Consider the following 14,915-nt stretch of genomic DNA (forward strand, 5'->3'; position numbering starts at 1 on the left):
CATTTTTCCTATAGCGATTTATTCAACAATAGAAAATCATGTCGTTGTCTAATTATGATTTTCTCCGTTAAAAACACAAAAAAGACCCTTTTTTACATAAATGAAAAGAGCCTTTGAAACGTTTTGATGCTAAATGTTTACCTTTTGCATCACTTTATCTGTTTTTCATTTTCCATTGAAAGATATAAATTGCTAACACGGTAATCACTAAACCATAACCTACTACCCACCATATATGAGGAAAGATGTTTGCATAATCTCCACTAAACACTGCTTTCCCCATATCAACAGCATGCACAAATGGAAGAGCATACGCGATTTTTTCAAACCAACCGCCAACTAATTCTAAACTAAACCATATCCCAGAGAGCCAAGCTGTTAAATTCGTTAGCAATGCCCCGCAAATACCTGCTACCGCCTTTTCATTGAAAATACTGCCACATAAAAGTCCTATCCCTATAAATAGAATCGCTACTGGTAAAACAGTAATAATCGCTAATAAAACATTTAATGTAAAATCCATTCCTAACATGATTGACACGCCATAACAAATCATTGCCTGCACCAACGACATCGGAATTAGGGGCAGCGTATAGCCGAGTATAAAATCATATGCTTTCATTGGAGTCGTAAACAAACGTGCTAATAATTCACTAACTCGGTCTTTTGCAATCATTTGTGCTGAAAATAAAGTCATAAACGACAAGCCAAAGACTACTATACCAGGCGCCAAACTGCTAATATGGAACAAATCGTTCGGGATATTCTGGTTAATGAATGTTAGTAATAATAATAGAATAATCGGAAACGCTAAGCCAAAGAACACGGATAAAGGATCACGTATGATTTCTTTCGTTGTGCGGAAGCCAAACATCATCATTTTCATATCGACACCCCTTCTACTAAAGCAACAAAGGCATCCTCAAAAGATAGCGTGGATGTTTGGACGATTAATTCCTCTGCTGTACCAAGCGCTTTCACTTCACCTTGCTTTAAAATACAAATACGATCTGATAAACTTTCCGCTTCCTCTAAATAGTGTGTCGTTAATATAATTGTAACATTGCCTTTTAACCCTTTAATAACTTTCCAGAGTTCACGCCTTGCTAAAATATCAAGCCCAAGAGTTGGTTCGTCTAGAAATAAAATATCTGGCTCAGTAATTAAAGCCATCGCGATACTTAAACGACGCTTCCATCCTCCTGATAATGTCTTGCTTCGTTGCCTTTGGAAGGGCATAAGCGAAAAGGTATCCATTATTTCTCTCACTCTTTGTTCACGGTCCTTTTTTGAAAAACCATGTATTCCTGTCATTAGCTCTAAATTTTCATATACCGTTAAATTTGGTGCAATCGCTGTTTCTTGCGGGGAGACAGAAATAACATTTTTCACTTGTTCTGGCTCTTTCGTCACATCATACCCGAAAATAGAGGCTTTGCCGCCAGTTGGCTTAACAAGACAAGATAGCATTTTGATAAGTGTTGATTTTCCAGCGCCATTGACACCAAGCAGTGAAAATAATTCGCCTTTTTTAATTGTCAGTGACACGTCATTTATAGACTTTTTATTACCATATTGTTTCGTTATATTTCTTGTTTCAATTGCAATCATTCATATTCCTCCTTTTTATTAAGGAGGACATTTTGCGGGAAAAATCCTTGCATATAATTTTGTGGGACAATCGCAAGTCCTCGTTCTTCATCACCAACAATAAGAAGAGTATTACCTGCTTCAATATGAAAAAGTTCTCGCGCTTTTTTCGGGATAACAATTTGCCCACGTTCTCCAACTGTCGTTGCACCAAAGTAATGCTTCCCTTTCGGCGGTACAGATACACCGGATTTCTCTTCATCATAGTTCACCAAATTATCAATCGTAACATCGTATAGTTCCGCTAGTTTGATACAGAAATACAAATCAGGTGTCGACTCCCCCTTTTCCCATTTGGCAACTACTTGGCGGGAGACGCCTAACTTTTCTGCTAAATCTTCCTGTGTATATTGATGCTGTTGCCTGAGTCGTTTCAAATTCATATTTATCATATATTTCACACCTCCTCCCTTAGTATGCTATGTATTGAATTGGCCGTCTATCAACATGGTTTAACATTAATGTTATGAATTGTTACCTGTAAATCATTCTTGATGATATGTAATAATTTTATGCTAAGTGGCAATAAATAAAATGATTTACTAGAATGGGAATAGATTGGGGAATTATAATGATTATTAAGCTAACATTCGAACTTATCCTCGGGTTTTTCTTGTTGTTTATTATTGTTAAGATTGTTGGAAGGAAAATCATTAATCAAATATCACCGTTTACTTTTATTGCCTCTATCATTTTGGGAGAATTACTTGGAAACGCTGTATATGAAGATAAAATTGGAGCTTTTTATATTTTCTATTCCATGTGCTTATGGGGTTTTTTATTAATTATTGTTGAATTTTTGGGTCAGAAGCTTTTATTTTTCCGTGGTCTTTTTGAGGGAAAACCTGCTGCTCTTATAAAAAATGGTATTGTCGACAGAGAGGCACTGAAAAAACATCGAATGAATATCAATCAACTGCAAAGCTTACTTCGCCAAAGCGAAACATTTTCTATTCGGGAAGTTGCCTTTTGTTACTTGGAGGCGAACGGATCAATAAGCATTTTAAAGAAAACACCATACCAGAAAACAACAGTAGAGGATTTCAATTTACCCGTTAAACCTGTTTATGCTCCTGTTACGCTCATTCGCGATAGTAAAGTATTATGGGATGAAGTTAATGATCTCGGGTTTGATGAAGACTGGTTAAAGTCACAGCTCTTATCGAAAAATGTGGCAGATTATAAAAGTGTTTTTATAGCTGAATGGCTAGAAGACGACGGAATTTTTGTGCAAACTTATTAGACGGAACTGTCCCAAAATAACCTGGATAGTGACTCTCCCAAAGTTGTATTCATACACTCTGTTTAAAAAAACAGGCTGTCTCCTCATAAATGAGATAGCCTGTAAATGTTGATATATAACTGTTTTAATTATTCATTTTGAGAACTTAGGTGCACGACGTTAATATTGTTTTGTATTGCTTGATATAAAAATAAGGATATACTTGATTTTTTTGAGAAAGCTTTGGTTCTGTACGTTATCTGAAGATACACCTAGAGCATCTGCAAGTTCTTTTATATCTTCATGATGATCAATTGATGTTATTTGAGCTTCGGGTAGTGTAAAAAATATTTTATCCTCATCCAATATAATAGGAACCAATCCGGTTCCACATGCCTGTACCAAGTGTCCCGATTTCCTGGGATACCCTCATTATATAGAAAGTAGAATTTAAGATAAGTATGCACTTTGATGACATCCACTATCGTAAAGGATAGCGTTTTAGTAAAATGATACTTTTGTTGAATTAACTCAATAGGTTTGTGCAACAACTGTTATTTTTTTAAGGTTCCTGAGTAAATTACCATCTATGAATTTAGACAAACTAAAACTGCCCTGCAATTGCTATAAATATACCGTACATTTCTTCTTCGCTTCCCTTATTATTCAAAAGAGGAGTGTTACCAGATAAGCAACATTATTTGTTGAATTTATAAAAAAAGATAAGTTATGGTCTAATGAATAACGTGTACTTCAGGAGAGTCTCCACCAGCTTCTCGATAAATCAAACCCACTACCTTACCACCTGAAGTTATATTAATTTCCAGTTCGTAATAATTTTCATACACGTCCTGTACTAGACCATATGCATACTGCATAAAACCAATTAGCTCCGTTTTTCCACTGGTTTCAATTGGAATCTCAATTTTTAACGATTGTAATTCTTCATCAACATAGAAACCATCCCCAACTATTCCTACATAATTCGGAAAATATTGTGCGATTTCATTCCCGAAATGCTTCAAAATCTCATGTTCTTCCGGATATTTTTTTTCCCCTTCAGAAGAAGGAAAAAGGATATGTTCTTCATTAATGGTTTCCCAATCCTCAATTGAATTACTACCACCAGGTACGCTCGTTTTGGCTGCAAAGTTCCCAGGTACGGGAGAGTATGGGTCTTCCTCACGATATAGGGTAATCATTATGGGTATGTCAGAAAGTCCTTCCGTTTCCCTCATGTTCTCCAATACTACTTGAGCTACTTCATACCCTTTTTCTAGCATGGCGTTCATTTCAATCTCTTCACTATAGGGATCACCATTCACAGGAACTCGAAAATGATAGACAGACTTTAATGCAATCCCAATAGAGATTCCCGCCAATTCAACCTCTTTGTCACCAACTTGTCTTAAATAATTATGTTCTAAAACATGTGAAAAAATACGGGGGTTTTTTCTATGTGTTTCTACATCCCAGTCATCTTCCCTGGCCGGATTTAAATCAGTGATCCAACTTAGTATAATATCTTCCGTTAAATATTGCCCCTCTTGAAAGTACAGTTCACTTGGATCAAATACATCTTGTGAGTGATGTTTCAGCCCTTCCTCTATTTCGTCTATATCTACACGATTCGAGATCTGGTTTGTAATTAATCCCCTTGCCACATTCGTTTTATATGGAGCAATCATTCTGTATGTTTCTTTAGATGATTGACTACTTAGAACTGATACTTCCTGTTCGTTATCCGTTTTTTGTGATGTTTCTTCCTCCATATTTGGCGCACAGCTCGCTAAGATCAGTAGTGTGCCTAAAAACCATATCATTGTTCTTTTCATCGTAACACTCCCTGGTTTTCTAAAACTTTCTTTAGATGGTGTTCATTAGATTTTGTTAAGATGTGTTTATTTTTATAATTTACCTAATTTGCCAATTAGTGGGATAAATCAACATAATCTATTATACCCGAATTCAAAGGAGATTTATAGTTAGGAAGAATCATTATTCCCTAAAGAATCGCTAAGGTAGTTTGCTCTTATCAATAGGAAGAAGATGATATTCCCAATGAGTTCTGCATTCATACAATTTATAAAACCCCTGCGTTTCATCTTTTGACATATATCCACATTGTTGAGACGCATTATTGAAAATCTCTTGTACGTAATCTTCCGGGGGATTATAGTGACTCAAATCTGGAGTAACATCAATCCATCCTTGGTCGGCATTTTTATCATATCTTGATTTTAAATCGTAAATAATCACCCCGTTTTTCCCTTCATTTTTTACTATTCTGATCTCACTTTCATCATTTTTTCCGTTTTCTCCAGCGATTTCGATAAACTCTTCAAGTATATCTCTGTTTTCCACATCGTCATAAGTTGATACAACATCATCTACATTCGGTTGATAATCTACCAATTGTTGCTGCTCTTCGGGGTCTGGGGCAGGGAATGTCGTTGACTCAATCTCACCTTCTCGCTTCATTAGTTGCGCCTGGGCTACTACCAAAGCGGATTGTAGTGCAAAAACAACCCCCTCGTTTCTACCCTCTTCATCGCCATTTGTATTAATGTTATTGACCGCTTTCTGTGCATCATTAATTAGCGCCTGATTTGTTGAGGCTTTTATCTTGCTGGGTTTTTCCTCATCTTCGTCAACCATCTCAAATAAATTATCCACCTTTTCCTTTGCTATATAAATCTCATATTCGAGATACATATATCGCAATGCCCACCCTACAATTAATATCATAAATAAACTGATGATAATGCCTTTTCTCTTTGCTTTTGCAGCAGGTTCATGATCCGGCTTTGCTATTTCGTTGTCCCTATTCAACTAATTCCCCCTAAAAGGTATTTCCTGTCCTCTTTACCTTCCTACATTATGATTATTATTTTACCTCATATTAGAAATTTTAAAAATACTTAATTTGGCCTTGCATTACACTTTGAAAGAATTCTAATGTAGATGAAAGCATCTAAATAACTATTTATATTGGTTTCATTACTCGAACTGAACTGTTAAGAAGTGTTAAAAAAAATAAACCTCCTATTTGAAGGTTCATACTATTTACCACCGGAGCCCTAATGCATCCAACATTTCTTTTTTGATTTAGGGGGTTCATCTGAAACATTTATTATTTCCTTTTCTCCTTGTAGGATAACCTCACTCGCACCGTACATTTCGTGCCGGTTTTCTTTATTTTGATTCGTTTTAAAGCCAGTTTGTTGTTTGCGCCGGTGCTTCTATCAAAGATGTCCAATTCCGGCTCAGTCATACCGATATTAAAACCACGATGGATATTTACACGCATGTTACCGATGAAGCGAAGGAGAAAACAGCAGAGATGTTCCAGGAGTACATGACGTTTTAAGCTCGGGGTATTTAAGGGGTATTCAATTCTAAATTAGAATATAAAAAACCCTCTCTGCTTCATAAAAGCAAAGAGGGAAAACCCTTGGTATATAAGGTTTATTAACGTTTTGAGAACTGAGGTGCACGACGTGCGCCTTTAAGACCGTATTTCTTACGTTCTTTCATACGAGCGTCACGAGTTAGGTAACCTTCGCGTTTTAGAGTTGAACGGTATTCTGGATCTGCTTCTAATAGTGCGCGAGCGATACCATGACGGATAGCACCAGCTTGACCAGTGAATCCTCCACCATGAACGTTTACTAAAACGTCATATGTTCCTTGAGTTTCTGTTGCAGCCAATGGCTGGTTAAGAATCAAAAGTTGTGTTTCATATGGGAAATAGTCTTTTGCATCACGACCATTGATTGTAACATTACCTGTACCTGGTACTAAACGTACACGGGCAGTTGATTTTTTACGACGACCTGTTCCATAGTATTGTACTTGTGCCAATTGTTTTACCTCCCTTTTAATTACCCACGAAGCTCATAAACTTCTGGTTTTTGTGCTTGATGATTATGCTCTGCACCTTTGAACACGTGCAATTTTTTAGCCATTTTACGACCTAATGGCCCTTTTGGTAACATCCCTTTGATAGCAAGCTCTAGCATTTGCTCAGGGTATTTTGTACGCATTTCGTCAGCGTTGCGCTCTTTTAATCCACCTGGGTGGTTTGAGTGACGGTAGTACATTTTGTCATTGATTTTGTTTCCAGTTAATTCGATTTTCTCTGCATTGATAATGATAACATTGTCACCAGTATCTGCATGTGGTGTGTAAGTTGGTTTATGCTTTCCGCGAAGGATTGCAGCAACTTCACTTGACAGACGACCAAGACGTTGGCCTTCCGCATCCACAACGAGCCATTTGCGTTCAATATTAGATTCATTCGCCATGAAAGTTGTGCGCATGATAAGTTCCCTCCATATATTTAATCATTTTATTTGATTTAATTTTAATTCGATTTTTATATTCTTAACATAATTAGATTCCGGGGCTAATCATGGTTTAGAAATAAAATGCCATAAATCATAATATACCAAATCACACAGATTTGTCAAGTTAACTTGCAATTTATTTTGCAAAAAGAAACGATAATCAACATATTATTTTTCATAGGTTACATTCCACAAATAGAGCCCTTTTGGGGATATTGTCTTTCCTACTAGCTGGCGGTTCTTTTTCTCTAGTAAAACAATAATATCGCTAGGTTCTCGCTTTCCTTGTCCAATATCTAATAACACACTAACCATAATGCGTACCATGTTATACAGGAAACCGCTCCCTTTGAAAACAAACTCGATCTCATCACCATTTTTTTGACATGAAGCCTGGTAAAGTGTACGAATTTTACTGCCCTTTGCTGTCGATTTTGCTGATGAGAAGGTTGTGAAATCATGCGTGCCCATTAAGTAGGTACAGCCTTCCTGCATTTTTTCCATGTCTAATGCATACGGAAAATTGTAGGAATAATTCCGTTTAAAAACATTCGGTTCTTCTGCATTCCAAACGAAGTAGTGATACTCCTTCTCCTTTGCACTATACCTTGCGTGAAAGTCTTCAAAGACCTCTTCCACCTCATCGATGTATATATCATCGGGGAGCAGTGTATTCATTGCTCGTTTCCAGTTTTCTTCTGGTATGGTGTATGGTGAATCAAAGTGAATTACCTGACCAATGGCATGTACACCCGTATCAGTGCGTCCTGACGCTTGCAGATGGATTTCCAACCCTTTATGCATCTTTTTCAAAACGCCCTCAATAGACCCCTGTATGGTCCGATTTTGGGGTTGTCTCTGAAACCCTGAAAATCGGGATCCATCATATTTAATCTTACATTTTAACCTTGGCATCGCCTTCCAGCCTTTCCTTACCCATACATACGTGCGAGGATTAAACCCGCCACTACGAGAATAAATAAAATAAGAACAAAAATATCACGTTTTTCAATTTTTAGTTCCCGAAGCTTGCTTCGACCTTCCCCACCTTGATATCCACGAGCTTCCATAGCCATTGCCAGCTCTTCTGCTCGCTTAAATGCACTAACAAAAAGCGGCACAAGGAGTGGGACAATCGCTTTAATTCGTTCTCTAATCGGCCCTGTGCGGAAATCAACGCCACGAGATGCCTGTGCCTTGGAAATCTTGTCTGTCTCTTGCATCAACGTTGGAATAAATCGTAAGGAAATAGACATCATTAATGCTAATTCATGAACAGGAAACTTAAATCGTTTCAATGGGTGCAGCATATCCTCAATAGCGTCGGTTATTTCAATCGGTGTCGTTGTGAGTGTTAATAACGATGTAACAAGAATAAGCAAGAAGAACCGAATTGAAATCGCAAACCCTTGAACCACGCCACCAGAATAAAATTCAAAAATCCAGAAATCGAGTATGACTGTTCCTTCCTTCGTAACAAATAAGTGCAAAATAAAGGTAAACACGATTAAAAACCAAACCGGTGTTAGGCCTTTTATAATAAACCGTATTGGCACCTTTGAGGTAAGCATACACGTTAGGGCAAAGACGGTTAGCAAGCTATATCCGGCTACATTATTTGCAAAAAATACGATAAAGACAAAAAAGAAAATGATGGTTATCTTTGTTCTCGGATCAAGTCTGTGTATGATTGAATCCCCTGGCACATATTGTCCAATAATTAAGGTGTTATTCATGTTGATTCAGCCCCCTTGATTTGCTGCTGAATCGCTTCTGCAAGTTCTTTTACCGATTGCTTTTTAAATGGAATTGACGTACCAAACCTCTCTTGGAATTCATCCAAGAATTGAACTATTTCCGGGACATCGAGTTGTACACGCTGAAGTGCTTCCTTTTGGCTGAAAACTTCCTCAGGAGAACCTTCCATATACTTTGTCCCTTTATTTAAAATCAGTACATGGTCAGCATATTTTAAAGCATCCTCCATACTGTGCGTCACAAGTATAGTGGTTAAGCCTTGATCCTGATGGAGTTTATAAAACATATCCATAATTTCTTTTTGACCTCTTGGATCAAGCCCTGCTGTTGGTTCATCAAGCACAAGGACATCAGGCTTCACGGCGAGCACTCCAGCAATCGCAACGCGGCGCATTTGGCCACCGCTGAGGTCAAAGGGAGATCGTTCTAGAAGTGATTCATCAAGTCCAACTGCAGGGGTAATTTCGTTAATCCGATTTTGAATCTCTGCTTCTGATACACCAAAATTTTGTGGACCAAATGCAATATCTTTTGCAACGGTTTCTTCAAATAATTGATGCTCCGGATATTGGAATACAACGCCGACCTTACTGCGCAATTCTTTCATATCCTTTGGCTTCTCTTCCTTTGATAAGTGATAGCTGCCAATGGATACTTTACCCTCTGTTGGAATTGCAAGCCCGTTGAGATGCTGAATTAATGTTGATTTCCCAGAACCAGTGTGACCAATGATAGCAACATATGAGCCCGATTTTATTTGAAAAGACAGATCATCAATCGCTTTATGTGCAAAGGGTGTGTTTTGTTGATAGATATAGGTTACGTTCTCGAATGTAATGTCCATAGGTCCTCCAACAGTTCTTTATGATTTAACGGCTCGGTAGAAATAGCTACTCCTGCTTGTTTCAATTCACCTGCTAGAATAGCGACAAACGGAACATCCAGTCCAATTTCTCTTAGAGCTTCTTTTTGTGAAAATATCTCTCTAGGTGTCTGCTCTTTCCAAATTTCACCACTATTCATAACAATAACTCGATCAGCCTGGGCAACCTCTTGCAGGTCATGTGTTATGGTTATTAATGATAACTTTTCCCGGCCTTGAATACTTGCTACAGTTTGCATGATCTCCTGACGACCGCTTGGGTCAAGCATTGCGGTTGCTTCATCTAGAATTAGAACCTTTGGAGCAATTGCTAATACACTTGCAATCGCTACCCGCTGTTTCTGACCACCAGACAGACGATGTGGTTCTGTTAAACGATAGTCCTGCATACCAACGGCTGCTAATGTGTCTATGATCCGCTTTTTCATTTCTTCACGAGGAACCCCGCGATTTTCCATTCCAAATGCAACATCATCCTGTACGGTCGCTCCAACAAATTGGTTGTCTGGGTTCTGAAAAACCATTCCTACTTCTTTACGAATATTCCAGATGGACTCCTCATTCACTACCTCGCCATCAATAATAATTTCTCCTTCTTGAGGAAACAGCAAACCGTTTAACAACTTAGCTATTGTCGATTTCCCTGATCCATTGTGTCCGATAATTGCTACCCACTCATTTTCATAGATTTCAAAAGAGCAGTTTTTTAACACCCAGGGCCCCTCATCTCCATATCTAAACGATACATTTCTAAACTCAATTATCTTTTTTCTCATCTAAAATCCTCCTCTACCTTGCTATAGCCCTGGTTTTATATATTGAATTATGTATTGTCTACTTTAAAATGTGCAGTATCCTGGCGCATTCTCTGTCTAGTATCGCGTGGGCTAGAGACTACGGAACATTAGCATTAGACACTCCGAGCGCCAAAACCATGCGCACTGCGGTCTCCTGCTTATGTCCTGCGTCTCTGAACAAGCCCGCTTTACTTTTCTTTCTAGATCCAGCTATGGCTCCTAGAAACTCCCGTCATAAGCAATTCACACTTCAAGCGCCAAAACCATGCGCTTTTCGGTGCCTTGCTTATGCGTGCGTTTCTGAACAGTCGCCTCCGCCTTTCATTCTACAAAAAAAGGGCTTGGATTAACCTCGAGAGAGATTGAGTCCTGCCCTTGCCGCATTTTGCTTGATTAAACCAATTCAATGATTGCCATTTTAGCTCCATCACCTTGGCGTTCACCCAGTTTAAGAACACGTGTGTATCCACCTTGTCTGTCTTCATAACGAGCAGCAACATCATCAAAAAGTTTTTGAAGAACACTGTTTTCTTCATTAGCTTCTTTGTTATATAAGAACGCTGCAGCCTGACGACGTGCGTGAAGATCACCGCGTTTCCCAAGTGTAATCATTTTATCTACGATCGATTTAAGCTCTTTCGCTTTTGCTTCTGTTGTTTCAATCCGCTCATGAATAATTAAATCAGATGCAAGGTTACGAAGTAGCGCCATACGATTGTCTGTTGTACGTCCTAACTTTCTAGCCACGGACTATCCCTCCCTTTTCTGAAACTCTAAAGGTGACTGTATAAATCAGTCATCATTGCGTAAACCTAAACCTAGGTCCGCTAATTTAACTTTTACTTCTTCCAAAGATTTACGGCCCAAATTACGCACTTTCATCATATCCTCTTCAGACTTGTTAGCAAGCTCCTGAACAGTATTAATACCAGCACGTTTTAGGCAATTGTAAGATCTAACAGACAGATCAAGTTCTTCGATTGTCATTTCCATGACTTTCTCTTTTTGATCTTCTTCTTTTTCCACCATAATTTCAGCGTTTTGCGCTTCATCTGTTAAACCTACAAAGATATTAAGGTGTTCTGAAATAATTTTAGCGCCTAAAGAAACAGCTTCTTCAGGACGAATGCTTCCATCAGTCGAAACATCCAATGTTAATTTATCATAGTTTGCTACTTGGCCGACACGTGTGTTTTCAACTTGATACGTAACACGTGAAACTGGTGTAAAAATGGAATCAATCGGAATTACCCCGATTGGCTGCTCATCATTTTTATTATCATCAGCTTGGCGATAACCACGTCCACGCTCAGCAGTTAGCTTCATATGCAAGCTGCCTTTGCTGTTTAGCGTAGCAATATGCAAATCAGGGTTCATTACTTCTACATCACTATCATAAGTTAAATCAGCAGCTGTAACTTTCCCCTCACCTTGAACATCAATTTCCAATGTCTTCGTCTCATCAGAATAGATTTTTAGAGCGAGTTTTTTTAGATTCAAAATTATTGTTGTTACATCCTCAACAACACCATCAATCGTTGAAAACTCATGCAGTGCTCCATCGATTTGAACAGATGTAACAGCAGCACCTGGTAGTGAGGATAATAAGATACGACGCAAGGAGTTTCCAAGAGTGGCACCATATCCACGTTCAAGCGGCTCCACTACAAATTTCCCAAATGTAGCATCCTCGCTAATTTCAAGCGTTTCAATCTTCGGCTTTTCAATTTCGATCATTCAATAAAACCCTCCTTTAAAACGTCGAAACCCCGGCTAGACTGATTGTCTAACCGAAATTCCTCAATTAAGGCAGTTGGCGTTTCTGCGCTACCTGTATTTCTTTCGTACGATTCTGTCTCGGATGCTGTTAGATTATTGCTTTATTTTTAAGCTATCATAACCCATTATAGACAGGGTGACAAATTCTATACGGTATAATTAAACACGACGACGTTTTGGTGGGCGGCAACCATTGTGAGGAACAGGAGTTACATCCACGATTGCTGTAACTTCTAGACCTGCTGCTTGAAGTGAACGAATAGCTGCTTCACGTCCAGCGCCTGGTCCTTTTACTGTTACTTCCAAAGTTTTCATGCCGTTTTCGACTGCTGATTTAGCTGCAGTTTCAGCAGCCATTTGTGCTGCGAATGGTGTTGACTTTTTAGAACCTTTAAAGCCTAATGCACCTGCAGAGCTCCAGCCAACAGCATTGCCTCGTGTGTCTGTAATGGTAACGATCGTATTGTTAAATGTAGAACGGATATGTGCTATACCTGTTTCAATATTTTTTTTCACACGACGTTTACGTGTATTAGTATTACGTGCCATTGATTAGCTTACCTCCTTACATTACTTTTTCTTGTTAGCCATTGTCTTACGTGGGCCTTTACGTGTGCGTGAGTTGTTTTTCGTTTTCTGTCCACGAACTGGTAATCCACGACGGTGACGTAAACCTCTATAAGAGCCGATTTCGATTAGACGTTTGATGTTAAGGGAAACTTCACGACGAAGGTCACCTTCAGTTGTGTATGCATCAATCGTTTGACGGATTCTTCCTAACTCGTCTTCTGTTAAATCACGTACACGAGTGTCTTCAGAAACGCCTGCTTCTTTGAGGACTTTCTGTGCGGTAACTTTTCCAATTCCATAAATGTACGTTAATGAAATTACTACACGTTTATCACGTGGAATATCAATACCTGCAATACGTGCCATCTATACTTGCACCTCCTACTGTTAGCCTTGTTTTTGTTTATGCTTCGGATTTTCGCAAATCACCATTACTTTGCCTTTGCGTTTGATGACTTTGCATTTTTCACAAATTGGTTTTACAGATGCTCTTACTTTCATCATCTTTACCTCCTTTTATATCGGAGCTCGTTTATTTATAACGGTACGTAATTCGTCCTCTGGTTAAATCATACGGAGAAAGTTCAACCGTTACCTTATCACCCGGTAAGATACGGATGAAGTGCATACGGATTTTACCAGATACATGCGCTAAGACCGTATGGCCATTTTCAAGCTCAACATTAAACATTGCGTTTGGCAATGTTTCCGTTACAGTACCTTCTACTTCAATTACATCATCTTTCGCCATCGTGTAGATCTCCCTTCTTTAAATCAGTCACAACTTTACCTATAAATGTGGTTATGGCAAATCGCAATTTCCCATTTGTGACGCGACCAGTTTCTAGAAGGCTGTTTTGGACTTCTGGGGAAATATAATCCACCATCTCAACGTGATGCAGATTCTTCTTCTTTGGTCTATTCGTTTTACGCTTCTCCCCATCAGCTAACAGGACAAACTGATCATCTAAAACTCCAATGATTATTGCGTATTGGCCTGCTTCACGTCCTTGCTTAATACGAACCATCTGACCGAGCAGAGAACCCGAATTTTTTTGCACAACAGCGATCACCATCACTTAGGCTTTAGTTTAAAAGTTCCACAGGACAGGGCATAACTATTATCATCCTGTGCCAGTTTATATAAAGTAATACATGTATATTCCCTGTTTACTTACGTCATATATTATAACTTTTCAAGAATAGAATTGCATCTATTCTGTGTTAAAAGTTACATAAATAACTTATTTCTCAAGAATTGCTTGAATATCTTGGAAGACCTCATCGATATCTCGATCTCCATCTACTGTCACAAGATATCCTTTATCTTGATAAAAATCAAGTAACGGTTTTGTTTGCTTTATATTAACGGATAAACGTTTCTTAACTGTCTCTGGTTGGTCGTCTTCCCGTTGAATTAATGTAGAACCATCTTTGTCACATACACCTTCCACTTTAGGTGGGTTGTATACAACATGATACGTTGTTCCACATGTAGGACAAATTCTCCGTCCTGTTAAACGCTCTACCAATTTTTCTTCTGGTACATCTACATGTAATACGTAGTTAATTTTTCGGTTTAGCTCTGTTAGAAGTTCTTGTAAAGCTTCTGCTTGTGCAATTGTTCTTGGAAATCCATCCAAAAGAAAACCATTTTCACAATCAGCTTTACTTAAACGTTCTTTTACAATTCCAATGGTTACTTCATCTGGAACAAGTTCACCTTGATCCATAAATCCTTTAGCTTTCAAACCAAGGTCAGTACCTTCTTTGATTGCTAAACGGAACATATCCCCAGTTGAAATATGAGGGATGTTATATTTCTCTTTTATTTTCTCTGCCTGTGTACCTTTACCAGCACCAGGTAATCCCATTAAAATTAAATTCAACATTTTCCCCTCGCTCTC

Annotated in this window: 21 protein-coding genes and 1 pseudogene; 2 read left to right on the top strand and 20 right to left on the bottom strand. The window is 38.4% G+C overall.

From position 1 onward, the window contains the following. Nucleotides 1-154 precede the first annotated feature (154 nt). From NYE61_RS12910 to NYE61_RS12920, 3 genes are read right to left on the bottom strand one after another with little or no spacing between them, the layout of a single operon-like run. Nucleotides 155-886, bottom strand: coding sequence for an ABC transporter permease (locus NYE61_RS12910; RefSeq protein ID WP_303449575.1), 732 nt, complete (start codon nucleotides 884-886; stop codon nucleotides 155-157). Next, complete coding sequence (locus NYE61_RS12915; protein ID WP_251660976.1) at nucleotides 883-1,611, bottom strand: ABC transporter ATP-binding protein; 729 nt, start codon at nucleotides 1,609-1,611, stop codon at nucleotides 883-885. Before NYE61_RS12915 ends, NYE61_RS12910 begins: the two co-directional genes overlap by 4 nt. Continuing rightward, nucleotides 1,608-2,042 carry a helix-turn-helix domain-containing protein gene (locus tag NYE61_RS12920; protein ID WP_251660978.1) on the bottom strand — a complete coding sequence of 145 codons (435 nt, stop codon included), beginning with the start codon at nucleotides 2,040-2,042 and terminating at the stop codon, nucleotides 1,608-1,610. Before NYE61_RS12920 ends, NYE61_RS12915 begins: the two co-directional genes overlap by 4 nt. A 176-nt stretch (nucleotides 2,043-2,218) precedes the next feature. Here NYE61_RS12920 and NYE61_RS12925 point away from each other — a divergent pair, with 176 nt between their 5' ends. Continuing rightward, nucleotides 2,219-2,893 carry a DUF421 domain-containing protein gene (locus tag NYE61_RS12925; protein WP_095313556.1) on the top strand — a complete coding sequence of 225 codons (675 nt, stop codon included), beginning with the start codon at nucleotides 2,219-2,221 and terminating at the stop codon, nucleotides 2,891-2,893. A 159-nt stretch (nucleotides 2,894-3,052) separates the two neighbouring features. Here NYE61_RS12925 and NYE61_RS12930 read toward each other — a convergent pair whose 3' ends face one another. The 3 genes from NYE61_RS12930 to NYE61_RS12940 all read right to left on the bottom strand — a co-directional run bounded on the left by NYE61_RS12930 (nucleotide 3,053) and on the right by NYE61_RS12940 (nucleotide 5,704). Then, the gene (locus NYE61_RS12930; protein WP_339315656.1) at nucleotides 3,053-3,277 is read right to left on the bottom strand and encodes a hypothetical protein; all 225 of its coding nucleotides are present in this window, start codon (nucleotides 3,275-3,277) and stop codon (nucleotides 3,053-3,055) included. A 329-nt stretch (nucleotides 3,278-3,606) separates the two neighbouring features. Further along, nucleotides 3,607-4,707 carry a CamS family sex pheromone protein gene (locus NYE61_RS12935; RefSeq protein ID WP_251660982.1) on the bottom strand — a complete coding sequence of 367 codons (1,101 nt, stop codon included), beginning with the start codon at nucleotides 4,705-4,707 and terminating at the stop codon, nucleotides 3,607-3,609. Nucleotides 4,708-4,888: 181 nt separating this feature from the next. Then, nucleotides 4,889-5,704, bottom strand: a complete 816-nt coding sequence (locus NYE61_RS12940; RefSeq protein ID WP_303449579.1) for a hypothetical protein — start codon at nucleotides 5,702-5,704, stop codon at nucleotides 4,889-4,891. Between the two features lie 400 nt (nucleotides 5,705-6,104). Here NYE61_RS12940 and NYE61_RS12945 point away from each other — a divergent pair. Further along, nucleotides 6,105-6,242, top strand: a pseudogene (locus NYE61_RS12945) (site-specific integrase); the annotation flags it as partial. Between the two features lie 101 nt (nucleotides 6,243-6,343). Here the strand turns inward: NYE61_RS12945 and rpsI are convergent. The 14 genes from rpsI to NYE61_RS13015 form a co-directional block, all read right to left on the bottom strand. After that, nucleotides 6,344-6,736 (bottom strand): 30S ribosomal protein S9, encoded by a 393-nt coding sequence (gene rpsI, locus NYE61_RS12950; protein WP_095313499.1) that lies wholly within the window; start codon nucleotides 6,734-6,736, stop codon nucleotides 6,344-6,346. A gap of 20 nt (nucleotides 6,737-6,756) precedes the next feature. Next, nucleotides 6,757-7,194, bottom strand: a complete 438-nt coding sequence (gene rplM, locus NYE61_RS12955; RefSeq protein WP_095313500.1) for a 50S ribosomal protein L13 — start codon at nucleotides 7,192-7,194, stop codon at nucleotides 6,757-6,759. Between the two features lie 195 nt (nucleotides 7,195-7,389). After that, nucleotides 7,390-8,136, bottom strand: coding sequence for a tRNA pseudouridine(38-40) synthase TruA (gene truA / locus NYE61_RS12960; RefSeq protein WP_303449581.1), 747 nt, complete (start codon nucleotides 8,134-8,136; stop codon nucleotides 7,390-7,392). A 17-nt stretch (nucleotides 8,137-8,153) separates the two neighbouring features. After that, nucleotides 8,154-8,957, bottom strand: a complete 804-nt coding sequence (locus NYE61_RS12965) for an energy-coupling factor transporter transmembrane protein EcfT (protein WP_095313503.1) — start codon at nucleotides 8,955-8,957, stop codon at nucleotides 8,154-8,156. After that, entirely contained in the window at nucleotides 8,954-9,823 is an 870-nt protein-coding gene (locus tag NYE61_RS12970; RefSeq protein WP_095313505.1) for an energy-coupling factor ABC transporter ATP-binding protein, read from the bottom strand. Before NYE61_RS12970 ends, NYE61_RS12965 begins: the two co-directional genes overlap by 4 nt. Continuing rightward, nucleotides 9,799-10,638 (bottom strand): energy-coupling factor ABC transporter ATP-binding protein, encoded by an 840-nt coding sequence (locus tag NYE61_RS12975; protein WP_303449588.1) that lies wholly within the window; start codon nucleotides 10,636-10,638, stop codon nucleotides 9,799-9,801. The genes NYE61_RS12970 and NYE61_RS12975 overlap by 25 nt, the downstream gene beginning before the upstream one ends. A 414-nt stretch (nucleotides 10,639-11,052) precedes the next feature. After that, a complete protein-coding gene (gene rplQ / locus NYE61_RS12980) occupies nucleotides 11,053-11,406 on the bottom strand; it encodes a 50S ribosomal protein L17 (RefSeq protein ID WP_095313508.1) in 354 nt (117 codons plus the stop codon). Between the two features lie 45 nt (nucleotides 11,407-11,451). Continuing rightward, on the bottom strand, nucleotides 11,452-12,396 hold the full coding sequence (locus NYE61_RS12985; RefSeq protein ID WP_095313513.1) for a DNA-directed RNA polymerase subunit alpha: 945 nt from the start codon (nucleotides 12,394-12,396) through the stop codon (nucleotides 11,452-11,454). Nucleotides 12,397-12,597: 201 nt separating this feature from the next. After that, nucleotides 12,598-12,987, bottom strand: coding sequence for a 30S ribosomal protein S11 (rpsK, locus tag NYE61_RS12990; RefSeq protein ID WP_095313515.1), 390 nt, complete (start codon nucleotides 12,985-12,987; stop codon nucleotides 12,598-12,600). 21 nt (nucleotides 12,988-13,008) lie between these two features. Beyond that, nucleotides 13,009-13,374: a 30S ribosomal protein S13 gene (gene rpsM, locus NYE61_RS12995; RefSeq protein WP_095313517.1), complete on the bottom strand. Its 366-nt coding sequence runs from the start codon at nucleotides 13,372-13,374 to the stop codon at nucleotides 13,009-13,011. A 21-nt stretch (nucleotides 13,375-13,395) separates the two neighbouring features. Next, on the bottom strand, nucleotides 13,396-13,509 hold the full coding sequence (gene rpmJ / locus NYE61_RS13000) for a 50S ribosomal protein L36 (protein ID WP_010095733.1): 114 nt from the start codon (nucleotides 13,507-13,509) through the stop codon (nucleotides 13,396-13,398). Between the two features lie 31 nt (nucleotides 13,510-13,540). Then, nucleotides 13,541-13,759: a translation initiation factor IF-1 gene (gene infA / locus NYE61_RS13005; RefSeq protein ID WP_010095735.1), complete on the bottom strand. Its 219-nt coding sequence runs from the start codon at nucleotides 13,757-13,759 to the stop codon at nucleotides 13,541-13,543. After that, complete coding sequence (locus tag NYE61_RS13010; RefSeq protein WP_095313519.1) at nucleotides 13,746-14,084, bottom strand: KOW domain-containing RNA-binding protein; 339 nt, start codon at nucleotides 14,082-14,084, stop codon at nucleotides 13,746-13,748. The genes infA and NYE61_RS13010 overlap by 14 nt, the downstream gene beginning before the upstream one ends. A gap of 168 nt (nucleotides 14,085-14,252) precedes the next feature. Beyond that, the gene (locus NYE61_RS13015) at nucleotides 14,253-14,897 is read right to left on the bottom strand and encodes an adenylate kinase (protein WP_095313521.1); all 645 of its coding nucleotides are present in this window, start codon (nucleotides 14,895-14,897) and stop codon (nucleotides 14,253-14,255) included. Nucleotides 14,898-14,915: the final 18 nt, after the last annotated feature.

Source organism: Oceanobacillus sp. FSL W7-1304 (assembly GCF_037969805.1).
In the GTDB taxonomy this organism is placed as follows: domain Bacteria; phylum Bacillota; class Bacilli; order Bacillales; family Amphibacillaceae; genus Oceanobacillus; species Oceanobacillus profundus.

Bases quoted from the DNA above. Each gene is read 5' to 3' on its own strand.
- NYE61_RS12935 (WP_251660982.1), bottom strand. From the start codon at position 4,707: ATGAAAAGAACAATGATATGGTTTTTAGGCACACTACTGATCTTAGCG.
- NYE61_RS12915 (WP_251660976.1), bottom strand. From the start codon at position 1,611: ATGATTGCAATTGAAACAAGAAATATAACGAAACAATATGGTAATAAA.
- NYE61_RS12910 (WP_303449575.1), bottom strand. From the start codon at position 886: ATGAAAATGATGATGTTTGGCTTCCGCACAACGAAAGAAATCATACGT.
- NYE61_RS12965 (WP_095313503.1), bottom strand. From the start codon at position 8,957: ATGAATAACACCTTAATTATTGGACAATATGTGCCAGGGGATTCAATC.
- rplM (WP_095313500.1), bottom strand. From the start codon at position 7,194: ATGCGCACAACTTTCATGGCGAATGAATCTAATATTGAACGCAAATGG.
- NYE61_RS12985 (WP_095313513.1), bottom strand. From the start codon at position 12,396: ATGATCGAAATTGAAAAGCCGAAGATTGAAACGCTTGAAATTAGCGAG.
- rpsK (WP_095313515.1), bottom strand. From the start codon at position 12,987: ATGGCACGTAATACTAATACACGTAAACGTCGTGTGAAAAAAAATATT.
- NYE61_RS12970 (WP_095313505.1), bottom strand. From the start codon at position 9,823: ATGGACATTACATTCGAGAACGTAACCTATATCTATCAACAAAACACA.
- NYE61_RS12975 (WP_303449588.1), bottom strand. From the start codon at position 10,638: ATGAGAAAAAAGATAATTGAGTTTAGAAATGTATCGTTTAGATATGGA.
- rpsM (WP_095313517.1), bottom strand. From the start codon at position 13,374: ATGGCACGTATTGCAGGTATTGATATTCCACGTGATAAACGTGTAGTA.
- truA (WP_303449581.1), bottom strand. From the start codon at position 8,136: ATGCCAAGGTTAAAATGTAAGATTAAATATGATGGATCCCGATTTTCA.
- NYE61_RS12920 (WP_251660978.1), bottom strand. From the start codon at position 2,042: ATGATAAATATGAATTTGAAACGACTCAGGCAACAGCATCAATATACA.
- infA (WP_010095735.1), bottom strand. From the start codon at position 13,759: ATGGCGAAAGATGATGTAATTGAAGTAGAAGGTACTGTAACGGAAACA.
- NYE61_RS13010 (WP_095313519.1), bottom strand. From the start codon at position 14,084: ATGGTGATCGCTGTTGTGCAAAAAAATTCGGGTTCTCTGCTCGGTCAG.
- rpmJ (WP_010095733.1), bottom strand. From the start codon at position 13,509: ATGAAAGTAAGAGCATCTGTAAAACCAATTTGTGAAAAATGCAAAGTC.